Origin of the sequence: Pseudoflavonifractor sp. AF19-9AC, assembly GCF_003478995.1 — a bacterium.
In the GTDB taxonomy this organism is placed as follows: Bacteria; Bacillota; Clostridia; order Oscillospirales; family Oscillospiraceae; genus Lawsonibacter.
Genome location: NZ_QUGI01000007.1, coordinates 135,113 through 159,403 on the forward strand (window position 1 = coordinate 135,113; position 24,291 = coordinate 159,403).

The 24,291-nt window shown below is 55.3% G+C and carries 24 protein-coding genes and 4 pseudogenes; all 28 read right to left on the reverse strand.

Annotated features, from left to right (window positions below; all coding sequences use genetic code 11):
* Positions 1-10: 10 nt before the first annotated feature.
* The 28 genes and pseudogenes from DWX58_RS12500 to DWX58_RS12650 all read right to left on the reverse strand — a co-directional run bounded on the left by DWX58_RS12500 (position 11) and on the right by DWX58_RS12650 (position 24,173).
* On the reverse strand, positions 11-547 hold the full coding sequence (locus DWX58_RS12500; RefSeq protein WP_199648821.1) for a hypothetical protein: 537 nt from the start codon (positions 545-547) through the stop codon (positions 11-13).
* 99 nt (positions 548-646) lie between these two features.
* Positions 647-970, reverse strand: coding sequence for a DUF3795 domain-containing protein (locus DWX58_RS12505; protein WP_347559177.1), 324 nt, complete (start codon positions 968-970; stop codon positions 647-649).
* A gap of 96 nt (positions 971-1,066) precedes the next feature.
* Complete coding sequence (locus tag DWX58_RS12510) at positions 1,067-3,136, reverse strand: DNA topoisomerase 3 (RefSeq protein ID WP_118644321.1); 2,070 nt, start codon at positions 3,134-3,136, stop codon at positions 1,067-1,069.
* Positions 3,133-3,864 (reverse strand): DUF4366 domain-containing protein, encoded by a 732-nt coding sequence (locus tag DWX58_RS12515; protein ID WP_118644323.1) that lies wholly within the window; start codon positions 3,862-3,864, stop codon positions 3,133-3,135. Before DWX58_RS12515 ends, DWX58_RS12510 begins: the two co-directional genes overlap by 4 nt.
* A complete protein-coding gene (locus DWX58_RS12520) occupies positions 3,854-4,144 on the reverse strand; it encodes a DUF4315 family protein (RefSeq protein ID WP_059004492.1) in 291 nt (96 codons plus the stop codon). Before DWX58_RS12520 ends, DWX58_RS12515 begins: the two co-directional genes overlap by 11 nt.
* Positions 4,131-4,871, reverse strand: a complete 741-nt coding sequence (locus DWX58_RS12525) for a phosphoadenosine phosphosulfate reductase (RefSeq protein ID WP_118644325.1) — start codon at positions 4,869-4,871, stop codon at positions 4,131-4,133. Before DWX58_RS12525 ends, DWX58_RS12520 begins: the two co-directional genes overlap by 14 nt.
* A gap of 15 nt (positions 4,872-4,886) precedes the next feature.
* A complete protein-coding gene (locus tag DWX58_RS12530; RefSeq protein ID WP_118644433.1) occupies positions 4,887-6,737 on the reverse strand; it encodes a C40 family peptidase in 1,851 nt (616 codons plus the stop codon).
* A 35-nt stretch (positions 6,738-6,772) separates the two neighbouring features.
* On the reverse strand, positions 6,773-7,798 hold the full coding sequence (gene dcm / locus DWX58_RS12535) for a DNA (cytosine-5-)-methyltransferase (RefSeq protein ID WP_118644435.1): 1,026 nt from the start codon (positions 7,796-7,798) through the stop codon (positions 6,773-6,775).
* A complete protein-coding gene (locus tag DWX58_RS12540) occupies positions 7,791-8,114 on the reverse strand; it encodes a hypothetical protein (RefSeq protein ID WP_118644327.1) in 324 nt (107 codons plus the stop codon). The genes dcm and DWX58_RS12540 overlap by 8 nt, the downstream gene beginning before the upstream one ends.
* A 4-nt stretch (positions 8,115-8,118) precedes the next feature.
* The gene (locus DWX58_RS12545; protein WP_347559178.1) at positions 8,119-10,452 is read right to left on the reverse strand and encodes a PrgI family protein; all 2,334 of its coding nucleotides are present in this window, start codon (positions 10,450-10,452) and stop codon (positions 8,119-8,121) included.
* A gap of 34 nt (positions 10,453-10,486) precedes the next feature.
* Positions 10,487-10,873: a PrgI family protein gene (locus tag DWX58_RS12550; RefSeq protein WP_118644331.1), complete on the reverse strand. Its 387-nt coding sequence runs from the start codon at positions 10,871-10,873 to the stop codon at positions 10,487-10,489.
* Between the two features lie 15 nt (positions 10,874-10,888).
* Positions 10,889-11,755, reverse strand: coding sequence for a VirB6/TrbL-like conjugal transfer protein, CD1112 family (locus DWX58_RS12555; RefSeq protein WP_243093488.1), 867 nt, complete (start codon positions 11,753-11,755; stop codon positions 10,889-10,891).
* 67 nt (positions 11,756-11,822) lie between these two features.
* A pseudogene (locus DWX58_RS16000) lies at positions 11,823-11,924 on the reverse strand (Maff2 family protein); the annotation flags it as partial.
* Between the two features lie 85 nt (positions 11,925-12,009).
* Positions 12,010-13,629, reverse strand: a complete 1,620-nt coding sequence (locus tag DWX58_RS12565) for a recombinase family protein (protein WP_000945966.1) — start codon at positions 13,627-13,629, stop codon at positions 12,010-12,012.
* 111 nt (positions 13,630-13,740) lie between these two features.
* The gene (locus tag DWX58_RS12570; RefSeq protein WP_000427739.1) at positions 13,741-13,929 is read right to left on the reverse strand and encodes a transposon-encoded TnpW family protein; all 189 of its coding nucleotides are present in this window, start codon (positions 13,927-13,929) and stop codon (positions 13,741-13,743) included.
* Between the two features lie 14 nt (positions 13,930-13,943).
* Positions 13,944-14,783: an ATP-binding protein gene (locus tag DWX58_RS12575; RefSeq protein WP_000200031.1), complete on the reverse strand. Its 840-nt coding sequence runs from the start codon at positions 14,781-14,783 to the stop codon at positions 13,944-13,946.
* Positions 14,780-15,574, reverse strand: coding sequence for a replication initiator protein A (locus tag DWX58_RS12580; RefSeq protein ID WP_001205019.1), 795 nt, complete (start codon positions 15,572-15,574; stop codon positions 14,780-14,782). The genes DWX58_RS12575 and DWX58_RS12580 overlap by 4 nt, the downstream gene beginning before the upstream one ends.
* A 72-nt stretch (positions 15,575-15,646) precedes the next feature.
* Positions 15,647-16,033 (reverse strand): cysteine-rich VLP domain-containing protein, encoded by a 387-nt coding sequence (locus DWX58_RS12585; RefSeq protein ID WP_000998386.1) that lies wholly within the window; start codon positions 16,031-16,033, stop codon positions 15,647-15,649.
* The gene (locus DWX58_RS12590; protein WP_009249723.1) at positions 16,023-17,690 is read right to left on the reverse strand and encodes a relaxase/mobilization nuclease domain-containing protein; all 1,668 of its coding nucleotides are present in this window, start codon (positions 17,688-17,690) and stop codon (positions 16,023-16,025) included. Before DWX58_RS12590 ends, DWX58_RS12585 begins: the two co-directional genes overlap by 11 nt.
* Positions 17,662-18,060 carry a plasmid mobilization relaxosome protein MobC gene (locus tag DWX58_RS12595; protein WP_001126628.1) on the reverse strand — a complete coding sequence of 133 codons (399 nt, stop codon included), beginning with the start codon at positions 18,058-18,060 and terminating at the stop codon, positions 17,662-17,664. The genes DWX58_RS12590 and DWX58_RS12595 overlap by 29 nt, the downstream gene beginning before the upstream one ends.
* A gap of 646 nt (positions 18,061-18,706) precedes the next feature.
* Positions 18,707-18,898, reverse strand: coding sequence for a hypothetical protein (locus tag DWX58_RS15715; RefSeq protein WP_000841357.1), 192 nt, complete (start codon positions 18,896-18,898; stop codon positions 18,707-18,709).
* 131 nt (positions 18,899-19,029) lie between these two features.
* Positions 19,030-19,227, reverse strand: a complete 198-nt coding sequence (locus DWX58_RS12610) for a helix-turn-helix domain-containing protein (RefSeq protein WP_001909500.1) — start codon at positions 19,225-19,227, stop codon at positions 19,030-19,032.
* Positions 19,220-19,642: pseudogene (locus tag DWX58_RS15720) on the reverse strand (sigma-70 family RNA polymerase sigma factor). The gene DWX58_RS12610 and the pseudogene DWX58_RS15720 overlap by 8 nt, the downstream one beginning before the upstream one ends.
* A 170-nt stretch (positions 19,643-19,812) precedes the next feature.
* A pseudogene (locus tag DWX58_RS12625) lies at positions 19,813-20,382 on the reverse strand (class I SAM-dependent methyltransferase); the annotation flags it as partial.
* Positions 20,383-20,413: 31 nt separating this feature from the next.
* Positions 20,414-22,333 (reverse strand): tetracycline resistance ribosomal protection protein Tet(W), encoded by a 1,920-nt coding sequence (gene tet(W) / locus DWX58_RS12630; protein ID WP_117715369.1) that lies wholly within the window; start codon positions 22,331-22,333, stop codon positions 20,414-20,416.
* 645 nt (positions 22,334-22,978) lie between these two features.
* Positions 22,979-23,119 (reverse strand): Maff2 family mobile element protein, encoded by a 141-nt coding sequence (locus DWX58_RS12640; RefSeq protein ID WP_082425512.1) that lies wholly within the window; start codon positions 23,117-23,119, stop codon positions 22,979-22,981.
* Between the two features lie 2 nt (positions 23,120-23,121).
* Positions 23,122-23,973: pseudogene (locus DWX58_RS12645) on the reverse strand (TraM recognition domain-containing protein); the annotation flags it as partial.
* 41 nt (positions 23,974-24,014) lie between these two features.
* A complete protein-coding gene (locus DWX58_RS12650; protein WP_006428300.1) occupies positions 24,015-24,173 on the reverse strand; it encodes a transposon-encoded TnpW family protein in 159 nt (52 codons plus the stop codon).
* Positions 24,174-24,291: the final 118 nt, after the last annotated feature.

Sequence of the window (24,291 nt, forward strand, 5' to 3'; positions counted from 1 at the left end):
CGACACCTCCTTATCGCTCCGGCGCAGGCTTTTCCCGATGGGGCTGCGCCTTGCTCTGGTTGGCACATTCCTTCCGGCTCTGCTCCAGCCGCTCCTTGATGGAGGGTTTTTTCTCCGTCTGCTTCTCCCTGGGGCGCTCATGCTCCCACTCGTCGCCGGAAAGGGTGAGATAGCCTCGGCTCGTAAAACAGCCCTGTTCCTCCCGCATGGCGTGATTGCCGAAGGGAACGGGATCAATGGCGTCCAGCAGCTCCGGGGGCAGAAGGACATCCAAATGCTGCGCCAGATAGCGCCAGCCCACATCCTCCACCTTACGGATGTTGGGCTCCAGGACAAAATACTCGGTGTTGGCAGGGAACTCCCGGAACTGTTCCAGGGTGGTCAGGCGGTAGGGCGACTCCTGGACAGCGTCCAAGAGGTCACAGTCCTCCGGGGAAAGTCCGGCAAGCGCCTGGGCCACCGCCTCCAGCTCGCTTGCGTCACCGACTGCGGGGAGCAGCGGTTTCAAATGCTCCATGAAATTGGGTTCGGTTTTGCTCAAAGACATCATCCTTTCTGAAAATAGGTAAAAGAAAAGCAGGAAACCCGGAAAGGTTTCCTGCTTGGTGCCGCCACCGGCGGCTGCTATTTTGTTGTGGTATGTAGTCTATCCCTTCAGGTTCTCCAGCGCAGCGGGATCGTTGGAAAGAATGGCGCCGACCGTCTGGCAACTTTCCAATTCAGGACAGTTGCCACAGGTTGTCACGCCTTTTTGCAGGGCGCATTGGCGAATACCGCAAAGGCTTTCACAATACACCGTTTTTACCCCATCCGTACGGCAACCTTGACAGTTGATATGCTCCGGAAGAATGGGCGCATGATTTAATTCAGACCATAGTTTTGCGGTTTTCTCGCGCAATGCCTGATCGTCGTTGATCGTTGCAAGATAAGCGTCGCACTTCTCACAGTCCAGCCCACAGTATGCAATCATATCCCTCACGGCTATTCACCTCCTGCAAGATGTTAGCCTTATTATACAGCAATCCGTTACTCTTGGATAGAGCGAGAAGGAAGAACGACACGATACTTATTTCTCGATGCGGTAATTCACATATTTTCCTCCGGTATCGGCCAGAACGATTGTCCCGTCATAGGTTTTCCCGGTACGCAGGGAACGCAGCCCCTTGACCTTTGCCTTTCCGTCTTTGAGCAAAGCGGCGGCGATCTTGGACGTAAAGGCCTTTCCACGCTGCTCGAAAAAACGGTCATTCTTCCACATGACAAACTGGCAGGCTCGGTCCGAACAGGCGAAGTTCTTCTTGCCCTCATAGACCGGCTTGCCGCAGCGGGGGCAGAGGCCCACCGTCTCCTTCTCCGGTTGGAACAGCTTTTGCCCATTCTCGGAAATGTGGGAGTAGTTCCGCACCAGCTCCGCCGCCATCGCCTCGATCCCGTCCATGAAGTCCTCCGGCAACGCCTGGCCCTTTGCCACCTCGTTCAACCGCTGCTCCCAATCCGCTGTTAGCTTGGGAGAGGTCAGCAGCTCCGGAAGCACCGTGACCAGGTTGACACCCGCCTTTGTGGGGATCAGGCTCTTGCCCTTGCGCTCCACGAACCCACCGGACACCAGCTTTTCGATGATGGCCGCCCTGGTCGCCGGGGTTCCCAGGCCCTTGTGCTCTGCCTCGTCCGGCATTTCTTCCTTGCCCGCGTTCTCCATGGCTGACAGAAGGGTGTCCTCGGTGTAGGGTTTGGGAGGCGAAGTGAAGTGCTCGGTGACGGAGGCGGAGACCGGCTCAAAGACCTGCCCCTCGGTCAAGGCGGGAAGGACACCCTCGGTATCTTCATCCTCCGGCTTCTCCTTCAGAGAGGAACGGAACACCTCCTGGATGGCTTGCCAGCCCTGGGAAAGCACCTGCTTTCCTTTTGCCGTGAAAGTGTGGCCACCGCAGTCAAAGGTAGCCGTGACCACCTCATACACAAAAGGCTCTGCCGTCGCACACAGCAACTTGCAGCAGACCAGCAGAAGGATATTGCGCTCGCCCACAGGCAGCGCAGGCACATCCGCCTTTTCCAGCTCCAGGGTGGGAATCAGGGCGTGGTGGTCGGATACCTCCTTGTCGTTCACCAGCGCCAGAACATCGGGGAAAAACTCCGGGCGGGCATCGAAGGGCGTCACCCGTGCCGCCAGATGCAGGACCACGGAAGCGGTCTCCGCCATATCGCCGGTCAAATACCGGCTGTCTGTCCGGGGATAGGTCAGCAGCTTCTTTTCATAGAGCGACTGGGCATAGTCCAGGGTTTGCTTGGCCGTGTAGCCGAACACCCGGTTTGCCTCCCGCTGCAAGGTGGTCAGGTCATACAGCTTGGGCGGCTTCTCTGTCTTTTTTTCCCGCACCAGGGATACACACACGGCCCGCTGCCCGTCACAGGCGTCCCGGACGGCCTGGGCGTCCTCCATAGCCGGGATTTTTTCAGAAACCGCCTCGGCTCCCTCCAGCGCCAGCCGCACATGGTGGTATTTCTCCTTGCGGAACAGGACAATCTTGCTGTCCCGGTCGGCCAGCATCGCCAGGGTGGGCGTCTGCACCCGCCCCACATTCAAAGTGCGGTGGTAGAGGACGGAGAACAGGCGGCTTGCGTTGATGCCGATGAGCCAGTCCGCCTTTTGGCGGCAAAGCGCCGACTGATATAGAGGATCATAATCCCTACCAGGGCGCAGATCGGCAAAGCCCTCCCGGATCGCCGCGTCCTCCATCGAAGAAATCCAGAGGCGGGAGAAGGGTTTTGTGCATCCGGCGGCCTCATAGACCAGCCGGAAGATCAGCTCGCCCTCACGCCCCGCATCGCAGGCATTGACCAGCTCCGTCACATCGGGGCGCTCCATCAGGGAACGGAGAATGTAGAACTGGGCAGCCTTTTCCTCGGACACCACATAGCGGAAGGGGTTAGGCAGGATGGGAAGGTCCTCATACCGCCACTTCTTGTAGCGGTCATCGTAGGCAGCCGCATCCGCCAGTCCCACCAGATGCCCGATGCACCAGGAAATGAGCCAGCCGCCGCCCTCAAAATAGCCGTCGGCCCTGGATGTGACACCCAGGGCCGACGCGATACTCTTTGCTACACTTGGTTTTTCACAGATCACCAATTTGCTCAATTCTGGTCCTCCTGTTCTTCCTGTTCAGGAACGTCCTCGTTTTCGTATTCCTCGTCCTCGAACTCATAGTCGTCCGGGTCGGCGCTGACCTTTGCGCCCTGTTTGGGCTTGATGAACTTGATGTAGGCGAAGGCTCCTCCGCCGCCCAGGGCCGCCAGCAGCAGGATCAGCACCAAGGCGCCGCCGCTGCCGGACTCTTTCTCCGGCTCCGGTTCGGGCTCCGGCTCCACCTCCGGCGCTTTCCCGGCGCACTCGCTCATATTCACCACACAGACCGGACAGGCGGTATTCACCGCACCGGCCTGGCACTTCTCGGCGCAGGTACAAGCAGCGGGCTTTTCCTCCGTCTGTCCATCTTCCATCAACGCCATCAAGTCGGCTTCATCCACCTGGTTCAAGAAGTGAACGGCGGTCTCCTTGTCCTCGTTGGCCCGGTCGATCAGGATGTAAAAATAGTTGCCCGCTTTCGTGGTCACGGTGATAAGCTGCTTGTCGCCGTAATAGTCGTCCACCAGCGTGGCGTTGCCCTCCGGGGTCAGGGGCTGGCCCTCCGGCTCCATGCCCCCGGTGGCGGGTTCCTCGGTGGGGTCGGGGGTCGCCTCAGCGGGCTCCCCGGTGTAGTAGTCGCCATCCCCACCGCCCGCAAAGGCGGTGACAGAGAAGGCGGTCATACACAGGATCACCACCGTCAGGGCCGCCAGAAGGCGAAAAACTCTGTTACGCTTCATCTTCGCCATCCTCCATTCCTTCCACATCCGCGTCGTCGGGGTCCGCCGCTGCCTCCGCTTCCATCATCCCATCGGGCAGGGTGATCAGGCCGCTAGCGTAGGCCTTCAGGAAGGCGGTCAGCTCCTTGTTGTCCATCCGCACCGCCTTGACCATGCGGACAATCTCCAGGTTTTCTTCCTCGGTGAGCTGCGCCTCCAGTTCCCGAAGGCGCTTCTGCTGGGCGGAGATCTTCTCCTTCGTCTTTTCGATGTCCTTGCGAATCTTCTCAACCGTTGCCATGTGTGCAAAGCTCCTTTCCAAATCGTTCTCTCCAGGAATAGTTCCGCCCCAGGCCCTTGACCGTTTTCAGGTTTTTCCGGGCGTTGTCCTCCAGCGCCAGGGCGCGGCGGAACAAATCGGGATGCTGCTCCCGCAGGGCGGTGATCTCGTCGGGTTTCATGCTGGGGCAGAAAAAACAGGACGATTTTCCCGGCTGGGGCAGCCCTGCTGCCTCGATCTGCCGGATGCAATCGTCCCGCGTCCATCCCCATTCCATCAGGGGATACCACTTGCTGTATTTTCGGTCGGCCAGGTCCCCCAGCAGCACCTTGTCGCTGCGGTAGCCCTCGCCTGCGTCGTAGCCGATGAACTTGACCACCCGTTTGCCCGCCGCCCAAGCCTTTTGACACGGTGGGTAATGATTGCAGAACTTTTCCTGCGGCCCGATCTTGTGTTTCAGGGAACACCGCTTGAAGCCGTAGGCGATGGATGGTAGGCTGCAACTTTGCAGACATTCATCCTCCAGCGTCAGCCGTTTCCCGTCACGGGTGGTCTTATACACTCTGGTAATGGGAGGCATCCCGTGGTCCTTCAGCCAAGAATCCATCACCTCCAGATAGGCGTAGGTATGGGGATGCTCTGCCCCCGTATCCGCAAAGAGGATCAGGTCCACCGGGATACGGTGCTGGTGCAGCCCAATCAAAAGGGCGGTGCTGTTGGCGCCGCCCCCATAGGAAACCATATTGATGCTTCATCACCTCCATCAGTTGTACGGCGGTCTGCCGTATGCGTAGAAATGGGACTGCCAGTAACTTGTGTTCAGGTTGGAATACTGGATGGGGTCGCCACAGTGCAGCATCATCCCGTCGCCTACATAAATGCCCACATGGGACACGCCGCTGGTATCATAGGTCCCCACGAAGAACACCAGATCGCCGGGCTGGGGGTCGGATACTGGGGTGGAAATGTTGTAGAGCCCCTGAGCGCCCAGCCGCCCGGTATTGCACAGGCCGCTGTTGGTCAGCACATAGCTGACGAAGCCGCTGCAATCAAAAGAGGTGCTGGGGCTGCTGCCGCCCCATACATAGGGATAGCCCAGGTATTTTTCCGCCTCGGTAATGAGGGTGTTGAACCGTTCGTCCGTGAGATATTCAGCGGGAATCTCCCAGGCGGTGGGCGGGTTCTCGATGTACTTGTTCACATACCCGGAGGACGGGAACAGATCGGGGCGGTTGCCCAGGGTGGACATATAGGTGGCATACAAGGAAAGCTGTTCCTCACCCATCATGTAGACCGGCACATGGGAGAGGTCGAAGTTCTCCAATGTCACGGTACAGATATACCAGGTGTACGGAACTTCCACCTCATACTCATTGCCTTCGCTGTCCGTCCGTGCCTCCGTCCGATACCGGGTCTCCGTGGTCACGGTTTCGGTGAGAATGTATTGCTTGTCAAAGAGGGTTTGAAGGTCACCCTGTACCTGGTCAATGGTGAACACCCCATCATGGAGCGCCGACAAAATAGAGATCAGCACATAGGGGTCGTGCTCGATCTCGTCCAGGTCGAAGTGATACTCGTCATAGTCGTGGGTGGCCTCGTAGGTATCCAGGTACTCCCGCAATTCATCCTCTTTGGCGCAGTAGGCTTCTTCCGCCGCCAGCATATCGGAATCCTCGGAGAGATAGGAGGACGCCATGATGTTGGACACCCCGCCGCCGAACATGGAGGAACAGGATTGCAGGGAGCCCAGCAACATCACCAGCAGAAGGCCAATACCGCCCACAATCAGCGCGCCCTTCCAATGCCGTTTCAGGAAAAGGGCGGTGCGCTTGGACTCCTGGGCGGTTTTCTTGGCCGCCTTTGCCGTGGCCTCCGCTGTTTTCCCGGCTTGGACGGTCTTGCCCGCCGTCCGGTATGCCGCCGCATATCGCTTTTGCAGCTTCCGTTTCTGCCACAGGCGGGAGACGGGATTGGATGCAAGCTGGGGGTTCTCCGCCACGGCTTTCCGATAGTAGAAATCCGCATTGGCCTTGACCGCCGCCTGCTCCGCCTTTGCCGCATCCCGCCAGGGTTTCAGCTTGCGTTCTGCTCGCCAGTTCTGGACACGGCGGTTTCCGTAGCCCACAGCCTTCTCAAAGCTGCGTTCCCCCAGGTGGCCCGACTGGACGCCGGAATTTTCCTGCTCTACCTCCCGAATCTTGCCGTGGATTGCCGCGCCTGCCTCCTGGATGGGGCGGGACAGCGGGTTGGTATGCTGGGGGGATGGCGGTTTGGACGGAACAGCAGCCTTTGCCGCGTCCAGCCGGTCCGCCGCCTTATCCGACTTGCGAATGGCCCCTTGCAGCTCCGGCACCGCCCGGTCTGCCTCGGAAAACTGCAATCGGGAGGATGGGCGGCTTGCCGCCGCCTCGCCCTCCCGATAGGCTCTGCGCTGTTTTCGGCGCTTCTTTTTGGCTGCTGCCTGTTCCCGGTGCAGTTCCGCACGGTCCACCACTTTTCCAGCGGCGCCCGCCGTGTCGCCGGATGCGGAATGGTCCTGCTCCGGCGTCCGATCAGAGGGATAGGTGGTCTCGCCCGTGACCAGATTGACGGATACCGCCCCGTCACGGGTCATCTTCTGCGCCTCCTTTTCGGGGGCTTTCCATTCTTTCAAGGTGCGTCACCTCCTGTTCCATAGGGGCAGATGTCGGCACACGCCCCGGTTTCGATCATGGCGATGTACTGGAAAATGGGATAGGCCTGGGGCGGGCAGACCGCGTTCCCCAGGGTTTTCAGCCGCAGCGCCCGGTTGTCGGTGTCCTCGGTCATGCGGGGGACTCCTTCGGGCTCGGCACGCCATAGGATGCGTCCGTCCATTTCGGGGGGAATCCCATGAGCCATTCCACCCAGTCCGGGTTCAGCGCCGCCTTCTCGGAAAGGGGCTGCTCCTGCCGGATCACCTGAGCCGACAGGTTGGAGGACGGGGACTTGTCCCGGAAGGCCGACGGTTTCAGGGTGGAACGGTAGCCCTCTGACGCCGCCGGGGTCAGGTAGAACACCGCCGCCGATAGGCTGAGGCTCCAGATCGACCCATCCTTGTTCCGTTTGCGGAATATCCCATTGTCCGACAGGAACACATCCAGGTTGGCAGCGTCCCGCCCCGTGGATTTGTCGGAGGCAAGGGGTGTGGGAAACATCAGCCGCGACGATAAAAGTTCGCTGGCGCTCATGCCATGCGCCGACGCCGCAAGCCGGAAATACGAATGGGAGAACAGCGTATCCCGCTTTTGCCAGGTCAAAAATCGTTTTGTCGAGCCCCATATTGATGAAGCCAGCAACATTTTCCCCAAGCACCCAACGGGGCCGCAGTTCGGCAATAACGCGGCACATCTCCGGCCACAGGTAGCGTTCATCCGCAAAGCCCCGCCGCTTTCCTGCGGTGGAGAAGGGCTGGCACGGGAAGCCGCCAGAGAGGATTGTGATGGTTTCAAGTCCTGTTTTCTCAAAAAACGCCTCCTTCGTGAATGTGGTGATGTCCCGGAATTTCGGCACATCCGGCCAATGCTTTTGCAGGATAGAATAGGGATAATCCGCCCACTCGCATTGACAGACCGTTTCAAAGCCTGCCGCCTCCGCCGCCAGGTCCAGCCCACCGATGCCGGAAAACAGGCTGACATGGGTGAGACGGTCAGGCATGGGGCTGATCCTCGTCATCCTCGCCCTCCACATAGAAGGCGTCCAGTTCACACAGCTCCAGGGCCTTCAGCCGGGCAAGGTCGGCCTTGTCGCCGAACACCAGATAGCGGCCGGGGATGTCCCAACGGTCAAACATCTGGTCGGCGATCTCGCCATATCGCCGGGCGGTGTCGATCAGGTTCTCCATGTCCCGGCGGTCCTTGATCTTCTCGGCAAGAAAGGCCAGCTGGTGCAGCAGCCCGTAGAGATGAACTTCCTCGTCGATGTGCGCCTCATAGGTCTTTTCCTCGATGACATACAGCTTTTCCTGTTCCATATCCTTATCCCATCCTTTCCTCATGTTCCACCTCGCTGGGCTTGGTGGTGAGCAGTTTGTAGAGTTCGGTATCCTTCGGGAAGTCATCTGCAAAAGGCAGGATGACATTGTTGAAGAACAGCAGCCCATGGCCCGGCTCGGAGTTGGTCACATAGGCAAGCTGCTCCGAAGAAATGTTCAGCCGCTCCGCCAGTATCTTCCGGTCGCCCGCCGCCTGATTGAGCATATAGATGAAATCGCTGTTCTCCAGGATGTTTTCGATCTCCGGGGAGGAAAGCAAGTCTTTGGGGTTCTGGGTCGCCCCGGTGGGGATGCCGCCCCACTTTCTGAACCGCTTCCAAATCTCGGCGCTGTACGCCGCGGTCTGTTCCTCCTTCAGCAGAAGGTGGAACTCGTCCACGAAATACCAGGTAGACCGGCCAATCGCCCGGTTGATAGTGACGGTGTTCCACACCGCGTCCTGGACAATGAGCATCCCCGGCTTTTTCAGGTTCTTGCCCAGGCCCTTGATGTCAAAGCAGACAAGGCGATTGGAGATGTCCACGGTGGTGCGGTGGTTGAAGAAGTTCAGCGAACCGTTCACATAGAGGTCCAATGCCTGGGCCACCCGGTCGGCCTCCGGGATGTGCTGGGATAGCAGGGCGTTCATCAGGTCGCCCAAAATCGGCATATTCTCCGGCCGGGGATCGGCAAAGTAGGGCTGATAGATCATCTGCACCGCCCGGTCGATGACGGTTTTCTCGATGGCCTCCAGCCCCGTCTTGCTGCCCATGATGAGCTCACAGAAGGACAGTACGAAATCGGATTTCAGCGCCAGCGGATTTTCTTCCTCGGAGTAGTTGAGGTTGATGTCCAGGGGGTTCACATAGTCGGTGCTGGACGGGGAAAGCCGGATCACCTGACCGCCCAGCCGCTTCACCAGGGGCGAATACTCGTCCTCCGGGTCGCAGATAATAACATTATCCTGGGTCATCAGCATGATAAAGGTGATCTCCCGTTTGCAGCTCATGGATTTGCCGCTGCCGGGCGTGCCGAACACAAGGCCGTTGGGACAGCGGGATTGCTTGCGGTCCAGCAGGATCATGTTGTTGGAGAGGGCGTTGAGACCGTAGTACATGGCGTCGCCGCCCATGAACACCTCCTGGGTGACAAAGGGGACGAACACCGCCAGGGCCGATGTGGTCAGGCTCCGTTCAATCTTGATGCGGTTGAGGCCCAACGGAAGGCTGCTCATAAGCCCGTCCTCCTGCTGGAAGTCCAGCCGGGTCAGAAGGCAGTTGTAGGTCTGGGCGACGCTGGCCGCCTGGGACACGGCAATCTCCAGCTTTTGCCGGGTCTCCGCCGTGTGCAGCACCAGGAAGGTCATGTTGAACATTCTCTCGTTGCGGGATTGCAGGTCGGTGAGAAGGTCCTTTGCCGCGCCGCCGTAGGTGGAGAGATCGGAAGGAAGGATGTCCATATCGTAGCCGCTGCGCACCGCCCGCTTCTGCTCCTGTATCTTCATGGCGTCCAGGTCGGTGATCTTCCGCTTGACCATTTTGATGGCCTCGTTCTGGTTGATGCCCCGGATGTGCATGGTGACCATGATATTTCCGTCCGCCTCCATGAAGTCGGTGAGGATACGGTCGTGCATCTCCGGCGCCAAAATTTGCAGGAAGGAAACCGCCCCGTACCGTTTGCCGATGCGGAAGGTACGAGTCTCCCCAAAGTGGAAAGAGGACGGAGAAATGAAGTCCTTCACCGAAAGGCCGCTGGCCGGGAGCCAGTCCCATTCAAAGGCGAACTGCCCTCCCTCCGGGTGGAGGATGTTGTAAAGCAGCTCCAGCCGTTCCTTCCCGTCCAGCACATGAGCCGCCGCCCCCATGACCTTGAAGCGGTTGAGAGTGTCGGTTTCAATGCGGGCAAACCGCGCCCGGGCCGCCGGAAGGTTCTCCGCCTCGATGGTCAGAGTCACATACTTGGTTTTCACATAGCCGTTGTTGCCCCGCTTGTACTGCATCCGCAGGATGTCCACCGCCTCGTCCCGGATGGGGTCCAGGTCGTTGCCCTGCCTGCGGATGCCGAACATTTCATCGGCGGCGCTGCCTCCGCTGCGGCTGTCCAAAGAAACCTGGACGCCGATGGAGGGGTCGTAGCCGTTGTAGAAGTCGCAAAGGCTTTCAAAGATGCTCCGCTGGTCCTCCGGCCCCGCCAGGCGGTAATTCACATCCTCAAAGGCAATGGTTTTGGAGAAGGTGCCGCCCTCCAGCCTGCACAGGCCGTCGGGAAACATATTTTGAAACGGGATGCTGTCCTGCACGGTGTGGGCTTTTCCGTCGCCCTTTGCCTGCCGGATCACCGCCTCGATCTGCTTGCGCTCGGCACGGGTGAGCTTACGCTTTGCCGGTCTTTCTGCCTCTTCTCGCAATCCGCTTCACCTCCTGTTCCAGTTGGGATTGCCGCACCAGGGCGGAATAGAGATTGTTGGTCCGGTAGATGCGCACCTTCGGCCGGATGAATTTGTTCTGGATCAGATGGCCCAGGAACACTTCCAGCGGCTGTCCGTTCTTCTCGTACATGGCGAACAGGAAAAAGGGCAGCATCACCAGAATCATGCACAGCGCCGCCGTGGTGGTCCCTAGGCTCGCCTTTGCCAAAAAGAAAAGCGGCACGCCTATCAGCGCCGCCGCTCCGAAACAGATCACTTGTCGTTTGGTCAGCCCGAACAGGACCTTGCTCTGTATCCGGCTCAGGTCCTTCGGGATCGTTACATAAGCCAATGTTTCACACCTCCTTTAGTGGGCACCGAACAGGGATTTTGCAAGGCTGCCGGTCTTGAACAGGGTGTAGCACAGTAGGACCGTATAGCCCATACAGCCCCAGATGGCTGCGGATATGTTGTCGCCGGATGTGGAGATGCCCTCCACCAGCACGGCATAGATGCCCACACAGATCATAATGAGGAAGGCCTGGAAGCCCAGGGCCAGCAGAGAGCGAAGATAGTTCTGCCCCGTGGAGCCCCATTCCCGGTTGACCATCGTGGCAAAGGGGATGGGGCCTATGGAGGTCACCAAATAGACCTCAATCATTCTGCCGTAGATCACCAGGAAGATGCAGATGGAAAGTATCTGCGTACACAGCCCCACGAAAACGCTCTGGAACCACAGCCCCAGCAGAGCGCCCACGCTCCAGTCGGCAAGCTGGGTCTCCAGATCGCCCACCACGCTGGAGATGTCGATGCCCGCGTCCGAGATAATGACCCCCGCTGACTGGCTGACCACATTCTGCGCCACATCGAACACCGCCATGACGATGTTCCAGGTGTTCGTGACGATCAGAACCGCACAGAAGGTCTTGAAAATCCACTTGAAGAAAATCCAGGTGTCGAAGTCGTGGAGGTTATTTTTCTCGATGATGAGCTGGATCAGCTCGTAGCACATGACGAAGGTGAGGATAATGCCCGCGATGGGGACGATCACCGTCTCCGAGAGGTTGCGGATCATGTTGAAGATGCTGCTGTTCCAGGCGGCGGGCGTCATGCCGACCTCCCCGGCGATCTCGCCCACCTTTGTGTTCAGGGTATCAAACATGCCGGTCAGGTTTGAAATGATACCGTCAATGAGCAGTTCCTTGAACCACTCTTGGATCATATCCAATATCAAGGGAGATCACCTCCTTTGCGGGGGCTCCCGCTATCAAGCGAAAGCCCCCGCCGGTTTTGGAGAAACATCAGGTGGTGGACAGCAGACCGGACAGCAGGGGAATCAGGGTGATGCCGATGAGGGCAACGCCGCCGCCCGCCATGAGCTGCTTGATGCCCTGGCTTTTTGCTAATGTGCGATAAAGAAGTAATAGAAGTGTAAAAAATTTTGCCGTTCCTATCCGGCACTTAGGGCTGTGTCGGATAGGTCAGGCGTTAGGCTTCCGGCAAGTCTATCTTGCCGACAAAGCTGTAATAAATCTCAATGTCCTGCCTGCGGGTGCCGTTCTCGTCATAGCTGCACTCATGCACGACGATTTTCTCAATCATTTCCCGCAAGAGGGTGGGGGTCAATTCTTCAAAAGCAAGGTGCTTTCTCACAATCCCCATGAATTTCTCGGCGTTGACGGTGGCGGCCTGCGACTTGGAAAGTTCCTCCTGCAAAGCGGCAGCCCGGTCTTTCAGTTCCCGCTGCTCCTGCTCATAGTCCGCCGACAGCTCCATGAAACGCTCGTCGCTGATTTTGCCGCTTACATTGTCCTCATACAGCCGCTTGATAATGCGGTTCACTTCGGCAATGCGTGTCTGGGCCTGTTCAAGCTGCTTCGTGGCTGCGGCGGTCTTTCTCTTGCCGCCGATTTCGTTCTGCTGGATGAGCAGCTTTACAAAGCGGCTCTCATGCCTGGCGGCGTATTCCGTCACTTGCCGGAGATTGGAAAGCACGCCCGCCGTCAAAAGGTCGGTGCGGATAAAGTGTGCCGTACAGTCACGGGTACGCTTCTTGTAGCTGCCGCAGATATAACAGTCCTGCTTGCGGTTCTTGTTCTGATACCGCTGCTGATACAGCACATGGCCGCAGTCGGCGCAGAACAGCATACCAGAGAACAGCCCCACTTCATCATAGCGGTTCGGGCGTTTTCGCTGCTTGCGTAACTCCTGCACACGCTCCCATGTTTCCGTGTCGATAATCGGCTCATGGTGATTTGGGAAGATAGCCTGCTTCTCGATGGGGTTCTCAACGCTGTGCTTGACCTTGTAAGAGGGCTTCTCCGTCTTGAAGTTTACCAGACAGCCAGTGTACTCCCGGTTTTCCAGCAGATGGACGACGGTGTTTGTCGCCCACTTGCACTCATAGCCGGGGTGGTAGCGTCGGGTGCTGCCCGTCCTGCGGTATTCCAGCGTCCCCGGCGTGGGGATTTGCTGCTCCGTCAGCATACGGGCAATCTTGGTCGGGCCATTTCCCGCAAGGCAAAGCTGGTAAATCTGCCGGACAACCGGGGCGGCTTCCTCGTCAACGATATAGTTCTCGTCCTTGTCCATGAGATAGCCATAGACTGGCTTGCTGGTTACAGGCTTGCCGCTCATGCCTTTTGCTTTCTTTACTGCCTTGATTTTCTTGCTCGTATCTCTCACCAGCCATTCGTTAAATAAGTTCCGCAGAGGGGTAAAATCATTGTCCATGCCGCCGTTTGCGCTGTCCACGTTGTCATTGACAGCGATAAAACGCACGCCCTTTTGAGGGAACAGCATTTCCGTGTAAAATCCCACCTGCAAGTAATTACGCCCCAGCCTGCTCATGTCCTTGACTATGACGGTGCCGACTTTCCCGGCTTCAATGTCTGCAAGCATGGCTTGAAATCCGGGCCGCTGGAAGTTCGCACCTGAGTAGCCGTCGTCGGTGTACCAGCGCAGATTGGTAAAGCCGTTCTGCTTGGCGTAGGCTTCCAAAATCCGTTTCTGGTTGGAAATGGAATTGCTCTCGCCTTGCAATTCGTCCTCATGGGACAATCTCGGATAAAGGGCGGTAATGAGGTTTTGGGTGGCTTGTCTTAACATAAAATCCTCCGTTTCCGACAGCCAGCCCCACTATTCCGTGGTTTCATTGTACCACGGAACAGGGGCGGCTGTACAGCGGTAAAAGTGATAAATCTGCTTCTTTACAGCTTGTCAAATCGCCTTTTTTTGTGTAGCAGCGGCTTCCGCTTCCAGTACCCTCGCCATCTTGTCGGCGGCGGTGCTGGTGGTGTCTTTCTTGAAAAAGCCGGACACGACAAGAACGGTATTCCCCATGCGGATTTCCGTCACGCAGTCGGGGCGGCGGGTGGTACGGTGGTCGTGCTGCTTGATATTCTCCATAGGCAATACTCCTTTCATTCAGCCAGCAGTTTCTTCATGGTTTCCATTTTCCGCTTTGCGGTTTCCTGCCGGAAGTTGACGCCAGTAAAGCGTATCGGGACGCACATGGACAGCAGTCGGTCATAAATCCGGGAATGGGCCGTGTCTGTCGGCTTTTTCAACTCGTCCAGCGGGCGGTTGGTGGTGGCGATCAGCGGCTTGTTGCTGCGGTATCGGGTATCAATCACATGGAATACCTGTTCCAGTCCATAGTCGGTGCCACGCTCCATGCCGAAGTCGTCAATGATAAGCAGCGGATAGCGGCAAAGGCGGGAAATATACTCATTCCGGCCTGTAAAGCCGGGAGAGAGGTCGCCCAGGATAACGGCGAAGTTCGTCATATATACGGGGACTTCTTTCTCCATGAGGGCGTTTGCGATACAGCCCGCAAGGTAGCTTTTCCCGTTGCCGACGTTCCCCCAGAACAGGCAGCCGATGTTTTCGGCCTGCATTTCTTCCCAATGCTCCGCATACCGCCGGGCAATCCCGGTCTGCGGGTTTCTGCCGTTGTCGTTCTCGAATGTCCATTGCTGCATGGCTGAGTCGGCAAAAGCCCTCTGTTTCAGATTTTCCACGGCTTCCACATGGCGGCGGTGTTCCTCGGCGGCCTGCCGCTGCTCACGGGCGGCTCTCTGGCAGTCGCACTCTGCCGGGTGGCGGTCACGGCCAAACAGCTCCTTACCCTCCGGGAAGTAGGCTTCTTTCGGCGTATGGCACTTTCCGCAGTAAAGCAGTCCGTCCTCGCCGATATAGTCCTCCATCTCCGGGGCGGCGGTTGTCATGTTCTCCAAAATATCTTTGATTTCACTTGTCATAAGCTTTCTCCCTCCATACAGGTATAGTCGGGGATGCCCTGTTTTACGGCTCCCTTTTTGTCATTGGCCGCCCATCTGTGCAAGGCGGCGGCATAATTCTGGTAGGCTTTCCCGCTGGCGGCAAGGTAATGGCTCATTTCCTCAATCAGCCGTTCCAGCCTGTCCGGGTATTCTGCCTGTAACTCGTCATATTCGTCCTTTGACAGAAAAATATTCTCATATCGGCCATAAGCTGTGGGCGGCTCCCCACTCGCTCTCATTGTTTGGTTCTCTATTAAGTTGTTTATATTAGTTTTGTTAGGGGTCGGTTTTCCGACCATCATAGGGTCGGTTTTCCGACCGTCATAAGGTCGCTTTTCCGACTGTATGAGGGTCGCTTTTCCGGCCATCAGTTGGTCGGAAAACCGTACCACTGGGACAGGCGGCACTTTCACATAAAGCCGATTGGGTGCGGAGAAGCCCCGCCGTTCCCGTTCTAAAAGCCCGGCTGCGTCCAGTTCTTTCAAGGCTCCCTTGATGGCGGTACAACCCTTGTCCAGCATTTCCGCTATCTCCGCAACGGGGTAGACAATGAATATCCTGCCCTCGCCGTCCTGCCAGCCGTTCTTCTGTGACAGGGTGGAGCGGTCTAATAAAAGCGCATACAGCAGCTTGGCGGTCTGTGAAATCTCCATTTTCAGCAGGAAACGGGGGTATGGAAGATAGGCGGGCAGCGTGGTGTCTGCCCTGATATAATCAGCGATAGTATCACCTCCCTCTGTGTTGTGTCGTTTTTGGGCTTTGTCACGCATTAGGACGGCATTTCCGGGGGGAAAGGATAAATGTATCGCATACCCTTTGACACCCACGAAAAAAGCCTTGATTTATGCGGGTTTGAAAGGCTCTAAAGCGTGACATTTCTGCCTTTGTTTCCGCTTTCTCTCGGCGGCTTTGCGTTTCTTCATGCACCCGGCGCAGCCGGGGCAGTATTTCCCCCGGTTGGATTTGGGGACAAAGGCCGCCCCGCAGACCGCGCAGCGTTTCCGGCTCCCCCGGTACAAGAGGGCTGCGGCCAGCTCCCCGTCAAGGGGCAGGACAGCCACACGGAACCAGCGGCACATGAGGGAATAGGAAATGCTCTGGACGCACACGCAAGGCTCCCCGTCGTCTAACAGCAGGCAGTTCCCCTCGTCGTAGTTACAGCACTCATGCACAAGGCGGCGGGCTGCCTGGTGCTGGCGGTAGTCCATGCGGGACGGCTTATCGTTCATGGCTCTGCTCCTTTCTGCGGTGCGGCTCTTCCCGGCGCAAAATCTGGTCGATGTTCCGCTTGACGGTCTGCAACTCCCTGAACCGCTGCTTCTGTTCGTGATAGGTGTTGTACAGGCCGTCTTTCTCGGAGATAAGCTGCTCGATCTCGGCCTGCAACGCTTTTCGGCCGGGCAGCTTGGTAAGCCCCTGTGCCTTGAAATACCGGGCGGCGGCTTCGGCTATGATAAAATCGCTCTCGTTTGCCTGGCGGTATGCGGCGCGGGCTTTCTCGGATTTCTGCGCTTTCAGCCCCTCGCGGATGGGCTTGGTCTTGGCATAGGCAAGTACCTGTTGCCGCAACTCCCTTTTCCCTTGCAGCTTCGTTTCCAGTGCTTTCAGTTCGCCGCTGGTCTGGCGCATTTCCTGATAGGCGGTAGCAACGGCGGCTTCAAGCTGTTCCGGGGAAGAAAAGCCGTACTGTTGGTAGATGGTCAGGGTCTTGGCGGCCTGTTTCAGATTGTGTATCTTCGCCCATCGTTCATAGCCTTTGCCCTTGCCCTCGGCCATCTTCTGCTCAATGTCCACAAGCCGCTGCACACTGTCCTGTCTGGGGTCGATTTTCCCTGTCTTTTCGCCCTGTAAGCGGCCTTTCCCGGCGTGTAGGTATTCGGGTATGGCTGCGGTCTGTTCGGCGGCTCTGGCGGCTTGGTGCTGCGGGGTGTAGCGAACCGTTACGCCCCTCTGGGCGTTCTGCTCCAAAACGGCAAGGACGGCGGTGCGGTCAAAGTCGCCGCCCAGCTTCCGGGCGGTGATAGGCTTCGTCCTGTCTGGCGTGAGGTAGGACAGCCGCCCCCGGCTCTCCTTGACGGTCACACCCTCCCGCAACAGCAGAGAGGAAAACTCGTCAAAGCTGGCAGCGGTGGCAAGGGCTTTCCGTAGGGTCTGCCGCAGCTTCTCCTTGTTCGTTTCAAACTTGGTCTGCCGGGGCGTGATACCGCCTGCAATCATGGGGGCGTTCTGCTTGTCCAGTGCGGCCTGTCCCTTTTTCTGCGCCCAATATTCCCGGTCTGTGACACGGTTCTTGCTGCCGTTCAAGAGGTCGATTTGGTAAAGTCCTTCCCGGTGGCACATCTCCATGACCTCGGACTTGAAGTAGCGTAGGGCTGCGTCGGTGCAGCGGTGCTTGCACCCGGCTTTCGTGTCCGCTGGCCTGTCCATGTAGGGCAGGAACGGCACTTCCTCTATCCGCAGGCTGTTAATGACGATATGCACATGGATGTTGCCGCTGTGGTTATGCCCGTCCGGGTGGGTGCAGACAAGGGCCTGATGGCCGGGGAAATGCTCTTTACAGAATTGCTCCCCCAACGCCTGCGCCCGGTCTACGGTCAGGCCGTTGTCCGGCCCGTCCCGTGGGTCAAAGCTGATGATATAGTGGTGGCTTTTCACATCCTCCCGCCGCTGATTTTTCTCATAGCGGAGATTGGAGCGCATACACGCAACGGCAAAATCCTCGCCGCCGCAGTTCAGCGTGGACAAGCGATAATCCTCACGGGGGATAAGCCTGCCGTTTTCATCAAGGACGGGCTTCATAGTAAATTCGTCATGCTCAAAGAGCAGGTATTGTTCGGCGGCTCCGTAGTCGGCGTTCTTAGAGCCTAAATGCTTGAGTGTTGCCAACGGCGTCACCTACTTTCTTTAGGACTTCATACTTGAGGGCGGCAAGGTCGGCGGCCGCTTCCCGCAATTCCTTTGCCATAGCCGGGTAGGGGCTATGCCACTCGTTGAGGGTGCGGGCAATCTGGTTGAGATTGCCGCCAATCCTGCCGTACTCGGCTGTGAGCTTCCCGACAGCGGAGAGCAGCTCGTCATTGACTGACGACACATGGAGTACGGGGCGTATGGTAGTGCGCCGGATGGCCTGCCGGAGAAATTCGGACTGACTGATACCATAGGGCGCAAGCCGTTCTGTGAAGTCGGCGTATTCTTCATCGGTCAGCCGGGTTTTCACAACATGGCTGCGGTGGGGGGTGTTGTATCGCTTCGGCATGGGCTGTAAACCTCCTTTCACTTATCACAAAAAATGGGCTGGTCTGTTAGCTATTTTCGGGGCATTTCCTGTCTGCCGGACAGAAATATTTTTGCGGCGTAAGCCGCATAGCAGGGTTTGGGGAAGGCACTCCCCAACAAGTTTCCCGCGAGGGGCAAAACCGCAGAATTGCGGATTTTGGCACCGTGGTAGAAACTTGCTCTAAGTAAGCCGTAGATTTCCCCTTGCACTTACTACTCGTATAGCTGCCGCCTGTTTTGGCCGGATTTCTGCAAAAATCTTACGGCGTGGGGCGATTTTTACCCGCAGTTCTTTCTTTCCGCTAAAGATACATTTCAAAGGCCGCCAGCTACCCGCTTGCCGGGAATTTTCTCAAATTTTCCTTTGCCTTAGAAATACAGAAAATGCAGATTTGGCTACCGCCGCAGAAAATTTTTTGTTTCCGGCTTCACCTACCTACTACGGATGACTTTGCGATTTTGCCAAACGGATAAAGAAAAAAGCAGCAAATCTTTTTCAGACTTACTGCTTTCGCTGGCCGCCGATGGGCGGTGGATATTCAGTTTTGAAAGTTCAGGTCAGGTTGGCCCGATGATGGATAGCACAATAAATTCCTGTTTTCCCTTTAAGGCATTGTGCATTTTTTCTATTTCTCTTGATGATTATTTTTTTCATAATCAATCAATGTACCTATAACAATTCCAATCAACATTCCGATACCTGCACAAATAGAAATAGCAAAAAGATTTTGCAAAAACGCCCATGCCAACACACCTATGCAACCACCGACAATAAATCCTGTTAATAAGCCAATAGTTAAGTATTTATTACTTTTCATATTGCTATATCTCCCCTAAAAGTATATTTGTCGTTGGTTCTATTATACTATGACCTGCTTCCTTTAGGAATAGATGAATTGTAAACTGGCTGGAGTGAAACCGCTAATGACAGCCAGTGTTTGTTCTTTGTTTATCGGTCAAAGCGAAATTTGAACAGGGCGGCAATGAGCTGTTGCTTTATATGTTCCTCAACTTCGGCGTTGACTTTCCCGTGTACTTTGGAACAGTAGCGGATATATCCGGCATAGTGGGAAAGAATGGTGTCGATTGCGTCCGGGTCGCCCTCATGGGCTTTGACGATTGTTTCATAGGGGAGAAGTTTACTCATAGTCATTTCCCTCCATGAGCCGCCTTAACCGCTGCAAGGCAAGCCGGATATGCCGCCCCGCTGTGCTGCGTGTCCGGCCAATATGTACGCCGATCACTCGCTGCGGCTGGCGCAGGAAATAGTAACGAAAAATTTCTTCCTGCGTCTGCTCCGGCAAAAGGGCAAGGGCGGCGGCAAGCTCCGCATGATACAGAACGGCGGTCTGGCCGCAGGCGGTAAAAAGATATTCTTCAAGCTACTCCGGCTCGGCAAGCTGGACAAACTTTTCACTCATCAGATAATCAAGGGAAACTTCCCGTTCCCACCTCCGGCGCAGCTTCAAGATTTTATCTATGGCTGCGTGACGAATGACTACCTTGCAAAAGGCATTGAATGTGTACTGGATATGCACCTTGTAGGCTTCATCTTCGGTCATGGAAATTCCCCCTCTCTGAATAATAGTGCGGGGCGGCAGTACTCCTTGCTGTCGCCCCTTGATTGCCTACCAGCAAAGACGGGCGGGGCTGTCAACGACGGCGCGAAGCGGCGTTCATTTTATCGTTGACTGGCTCGGCTGGGTTTGCTATTTACCCGACAAACTTGAATTTATTTTAAGCTATCACGTTTTACCTTCTTAAGCCTTACTATCATTACCATAGGAATTTCTTTGTTGGTTTTGAAACATTCTTCATAAAATCCATCAATGACAAATCCAGCTCTAAAACAAAGGTTAAAAATATCTTGTATGGAACGATGATAATAAATCTGCTCTTTCGGTTGCCCTTCAATCGCTATATCATAGTAACTGTGCGGTGTCATATATTTTTCAGTCAACGTGACAAAACAAGGGTGTTGCGTTGCAAAGACAAAAATTCCGCTTTCCTGCAACAGTTCATAAACAGCCATAAGAAGTGGTTCAATGTCCGTAATATCCATAATTGCCATATTAGAAACTGCTTTCGTAAAGGCTCGATTTCTTTTTAATTCTAATATACTTTTTCTATCGGTCGCATCCGCCACACAAAATTCAATTTGTTTTGCATATTGTGATTGCCGTCTTTTAGCCAATTCTATCATTTTTTTGCTGTAATCAAAAGCGACAACCGAAGCACCTCTTTGTGCAAGATACGAAGAATAATTTCCATTGCCACACGCAATATCCAAAATGTAATCCGCTGATTGTTGCCGTCTTGACGATTATGTATCTTTACATTACCTTCTGAAACATATGGCGCACCTTGTCCAGGCGGCTGTTTGGACGGCGGGGCTGGATGACCGGCTGACCGACAGCGGCCTGATATCCTTTCAGCTCTGTAAGGCATACGCTCCGCCCGTTGGTGTAAAAGGCCAGATCAGTACGGTATGCCTGTATACAGCGGGCGGGAATCTCGCCAGTAAAGACAACTTCATCCTTTTTTACCTGGGCCGTTTCGATGGTGGCACAGTATTTCGGTGCATCATGATAAGCCCTGGAAAGGTATTCCTGGGGCGCATAGAGGATGAAGGAGAGATAAGGTTCCAGCAGCTGCGTCCCCGATTCCTTCAATGCCTGTTCCAATACAATCGGGGCCAATGAGCGGAAGTCCGCCGGCGTGCTGACCGGACTGTAATAAAGCCCGTATTCAAAGCAAATCTTACAGTCCGTTACGTTCCAGCCGAACAAGCCCTGCTCCAGCCCGTAACGGATACCATCCCTGACAGCGTTTTGAAAACTCTGGTTCAAGTATCCCAGCGAAACCCGGCTCTCGTATTGTACACCGGAGCCAAGCGAGAGTGGTGTAACAGACAGTCCTATGGATGCCCAAAACGGGTTGGGCGGCACCTCGATATGGATGGTGTGGCTGGCTGCTTTGAGCGGCCGCTCCATATAAATGACGGAGGGTTCCTTTACCACTGTTTCAAGCTTGTATTTTTCCGACAGCAAAGCGGAAACAACCTCCAACTGCACCCGGCCCAAAAAAGAAAGAATGATCTCATGGGTGATGGAATCCACTTCGCAACGCAAAAGCGGGTCAGTATCCGCAAGTTGCGTAAGAGCGTCCAGCAGCCGTTCTCTTTGCGCTGCCGTTTTCGGCGCAATCGTCGTCCGCAGCATGGGGAGGGGGTCCTCGCGCCACCTTTTACGAGGGAGCCGGGTTTGGTCCCCTAATACATCGTTTAACCTCACGCTGTCGCTGGGAAGGATAACAATTTCACCCTGATAAGCGGTGTCTGTCCGAACAATTTCCCCTTTGGATGGAATACGCATCTCTGTGATTTTCAGCTTTTCTCTCCCGGCCAGGGCCACCGTATCCCGCAGGCGCAGCGTTCCGCTGTATAACCGTAGATAGACACGCCGCTGGCCGCAATCGGTGTACTCAACCTTGAAAACGCTGCCGCATAGGGCGGCGCTCCCCTGTTCCCCAATCGGTTGGAACAGCCCTGTCACCGCATCCATCAACGGTTGAATGCCAAGGCCCTTTTTGGCGCTGCCATAATAGACCGGGAACAGGGAGGCGTCTTGAACCCGCCGCTGTTCCTCCCGCACAAGTTTTTCCCGGCTGATTGGTTCTCCTGCGATATACTTTTCCAATAATTTATCGTTATTTTCGATGACCGCATCCCATGCTTCTATGTCGGTATTTTCCTCCAGGACTATTTCCGGGGACAGCGACACCGTCTGCTTGATGATAATATCGGCGGAGAGCTTATCCCGAACAGACTGAACCACGCTCTGCAAATCAACGCCAGCCTGGTCGATCTTGTTGATAAAGATAACGGTGGGAATGTTCATTTTCCGCAGGGCATGGAACAGAATACGGGTCTGGGCCTGCACGCCATCTTTAGCGGAGATCACCAAGATGGCCCCATCTAAAACAGCCAAAGAGCGGTACACCTCCGCCAAAAAATCCATGTGGCCGGGCGTATCCACAATGTTGACTTTACATCTGTGCCACTGGAAGGAAGTGACTGCCGCTTGAATGGTAATCCCACGCTGCCGCTCCAAAAACATGGTGTCCGTCCTCGTTGTCCCTTTTTCGACGCTCCCCGGTTCTGAAATGGCTCCGCTGGCATATAGCAGGCTCTCCGTCAAGGTCGTCTTTCCAGCGTCTACATGGGCAAGAATTCCAATATTGATTATTTTCATGTGATTGTCCTCCCTTTACTGCCCCGAAGGGCATAAAAATCCCCAGCAGTAAAATACTTTTACCACTGGGGATGATAATTTGCGGACATACACATATACAGCATACACCTGTTTGTGAGTGCTGTTTTTGGGGATATGTCAAAATTGATAAGGCAAAAGTATTCTTAAATTGGGTACAAAAAACTAAGCCCCTACAAAAGGGACTATCATAATCCTTTGTTCCCACTATTTGATTATAGTTTTATTTAAGAATACCTTGCCGCATATTTTTTACTCCTTTTCTGGAATGGAATTATTATATCACATCAGTTTTAGGAAAACAAGTATCTAAAAGAAATTTTTCTTCCCCTTATATGTAACAATCATACCGGCTTCCTAACGTTCAGAATGGTTTCTACTGTCTGCTGCGGTGTTTGGTTGGAATTGTCCAGCCAAAAGCCGATCCGTGGTGTTGTCTGCATTTTACTAAATACAAATTCAATGTATACAGAAAGAAATATATAAGGAGTGGGAGGGATTCCGCCGTAGTCGGCATTGTAGGAAAATCCAAAAGTTTAGATTTTCTCAAAATGCTTATCTTTTGGTCTTTGGTTCGGAATAGTGTAGTGCTGGCGGTCTATCTATTGTTTTCGGTTGCTTGCTTCTTTACCGTACATGAGCATTGGAGGCAGGGTTGTCCTGGCCGTAACCTTCCAGAAGGTTGATGCCGCCCCACACGCACAGACCGCCGCCCAGGGCGATGACCAGAGTCTGCAAAACGTCGATAGCGTTAGTAAAAAAGCTCATATTCACAGTTCCTTTCGTTCAGTTGAATTGTTGGGTTGAAGATCGGTGGCTTTCAATTCGTACAGATCGAAAGGCTCGTCCGGCTTCACGATGGCCGGTCTGCGTTTCATGTACCGTTCAATGTCAAAGGTGTTTTTCTTGTCGGCGTCGGCAAGGTATTTGTAGCGGGGGTGCTTGGTTATATCAAACTTGTCGCTGAAAAACGGCCGCACCCCTCGAAGCTGCAAGATACACTTGCCTCCGTCCATCACCGCAATCTCGTCCTGAGTCATCAGCTCCTTTCCTAATTTCTGATAGTTGAGGCCGTGGGAAACCTGGCTGCCCCGGTTCTCGGATTGATTGAAGCTGTCGATGGTCTCCTTGCCCAGCAGCTCCGAGATTTCTTTCAGGGTGGATTTCTCCTTGCCTCCCAAAAACAAGGTGGTGTCGCAGTTGCCCACAATGGTATCCGCGGCGTCCTTGTAGATGGTCTTTAACTGGCTTTGGGACTGCAAAATAATAGAAGCCGAGATTTCCCGGCTTCGGATGGTGGCGATCAGCTTGTCAAAGTTGGGTATCTGCCCGATATTGGCGAACTCGTCTAGGAGGCACCGTACATGGACGGGCAGCCTGCCGCCGTACACATCGTCCGCCTTGTCGCAAAGGAGATTGAATAACTGGCTTTGCAGCATGGCGATAACGAAGTTGAAGGTGGTGTCCGTGTCGCTCATAATGAGGAACAGCGCCGTTTTCCGGTCGCCCAGGGTATCCAGCTCCAGTTCATCGTCAGACATGATCTCCCGAAGCTCCGCAATATCGAAGGGGGCAAGGCGGGCGCCGCAGCTAATCAGGATGGATTTCAGGGTCTTGCCAGAGACGAAAAGTCAAGGACTTTTTTATCAAATTCAAAAAGAAGTCACATTTTGCGGACTTCCTCACGGAGCAGACGCTTGATTTTGTCCTCCATCGTCTCTTTTGCGGTCTGGCTGAAATGCACACGGACGATATAGGTGGTCTTGCCGATCTGCTTTCTGACAGTCGGGCAAGTGGCGGTGTTGGTTGCGGTATTGTTCATTCAAAATCCTCCTGTAAATGAAAAATGCCCGGTGACTGTTCATCATCGGGCGGCGTCGGTATGAGGGAACAAGGCAAGGCGGCAACATTAAGGTATCTATAAAAACCTTGCCGTCTTT

What these genes read in the sequence shown, in the direction of transcription:
- DWX58_RS12515 (WP_118644323.1), bottom strand. Translation starts at nt 3,864, where the DNA reads ATGAAGCGTAACAGAGTTTTTCGCCTTCTGGCGGCCCTGACGGTGGTG.
- DWX58_RS15715 (WP_000841357.1), bottom strand. Translation starts at nt 18,898, where the DNA reads ATGAAAAGTAATAAATACTTAACTATTGGCTTATTAACAGGATTTATT.
- dcm (WP_118644435.1), bottom strand. Translation starts at nt 7,798, where the DNA reads ATGCCTGACCGTCTCACCCATGTCAGCCTGTTTTCCGGCATCGGTGGG.
- DWX58_RS12610 (WP_001909500.1), bottom strand. Translation starts at nt 19,227, where the DNA reads ATGAGTAAACTTCTCCCCTATGAAACAATCGTCAAAGCCCATGAGGGC.
- DWX58_RS12500 (WP_199648821.1), bottom strand. Translation starts at nt 547, where the DNA reads ATGTCTTTGAGCAAAACCGAACCCAATTTCATGGAGCATTTGAAACCG.
- DWX58_RS12565 (WP_000945966.1), bottom strand. Translation starts at nt 13,629, where the DNA reads ATGTTAAGACAAGCCACCCAAAACCTCATTACCGCCCTTTATCCGAGA.
- DWX58_RS12585 (WP_000998386.1), bottom strand. Translation starts at nt 16,033, where the DNA reads ATGAACGATAAGCCGTCCCGCATGGACTACCGCCAGCACCAGGCAGCC.
- DWX58_RS12575 (WP_000200031.1), bottom strand. Translation starts at nt 14,783, where the DNA reads ATGACAAGTGAAATCAAAGATATTTTGGAGAACATGACAACCGCCGCC.
- DWX58_RS12520 (WP_059004492.1), bottom strand. Translation starts at nt 4,144, where the DNA reads ATGGCAACGGTTGAGAAGATTCGCAAGGACATCGAAAAGACGAAGGAG.
- DWX58_RS12570 (WP_000427739.1), bottom strand. Translation starts at nt 13,929, where the DNA reads ATGGAGAATATCAAGCAGCACGACCACCGTACCACCCGCCGCCCCGAC.
- DWX58_RS12530 (WP_118644433.1), bottom strand. Translation starts at nt 6,737, where the DNA reads ATGACCCGTGACGGGGCGGTATCCGTCAATCTGGTCACGGGCGAGACC.
- DWX58_RS12580 (WP_001205019.1), bottom strand. Translation starts at nt 15,574, where the DNA reads ATGCGTGACAAAGCCCAAAAACGACACAACACAGAGGGAGGTGATACT.
- DWX58_RS12640 (WP_082425512.1), bottom strand. Translation starts at nt 23,119, where the DNA reads ATGAGCTTTTTTACTAACGCTATCGACGTTTTGCAGACTCTGGTCATC.
- DWX58_RS12540 (WP_118644327.1), bottom strand. Translation starts at nt 8,114, where the DNA reads ATGGAACAGGAAAAGCTGTATGTCATCGAGGAAAAGACCTATGAGGCG.
- DWX58_RS12650 (WP_006428300.1), bottom strand. Translation starts at nt 24,173, where the DNA reads ATGAACAATACCGCAACCAACACCGCCACTTGCCCGACTGTCAGAAAG.
- DWX58_RS12595 (WP_001126628.1), bottom strand. Translation starts at nt 18,060, where the DNA reads ATGCCGAAGCGATACAACACCCCCCACCGCAGCCATGTTGTGAAAACC.
- DWX58_RS12505 (WP_347559177.1), bottom strand. Translation starts at nt 970, where the DNA reads ATGATTGCATACTGTGGGCTGGACTGTGAGAAGTGCGACGCTTATCTT.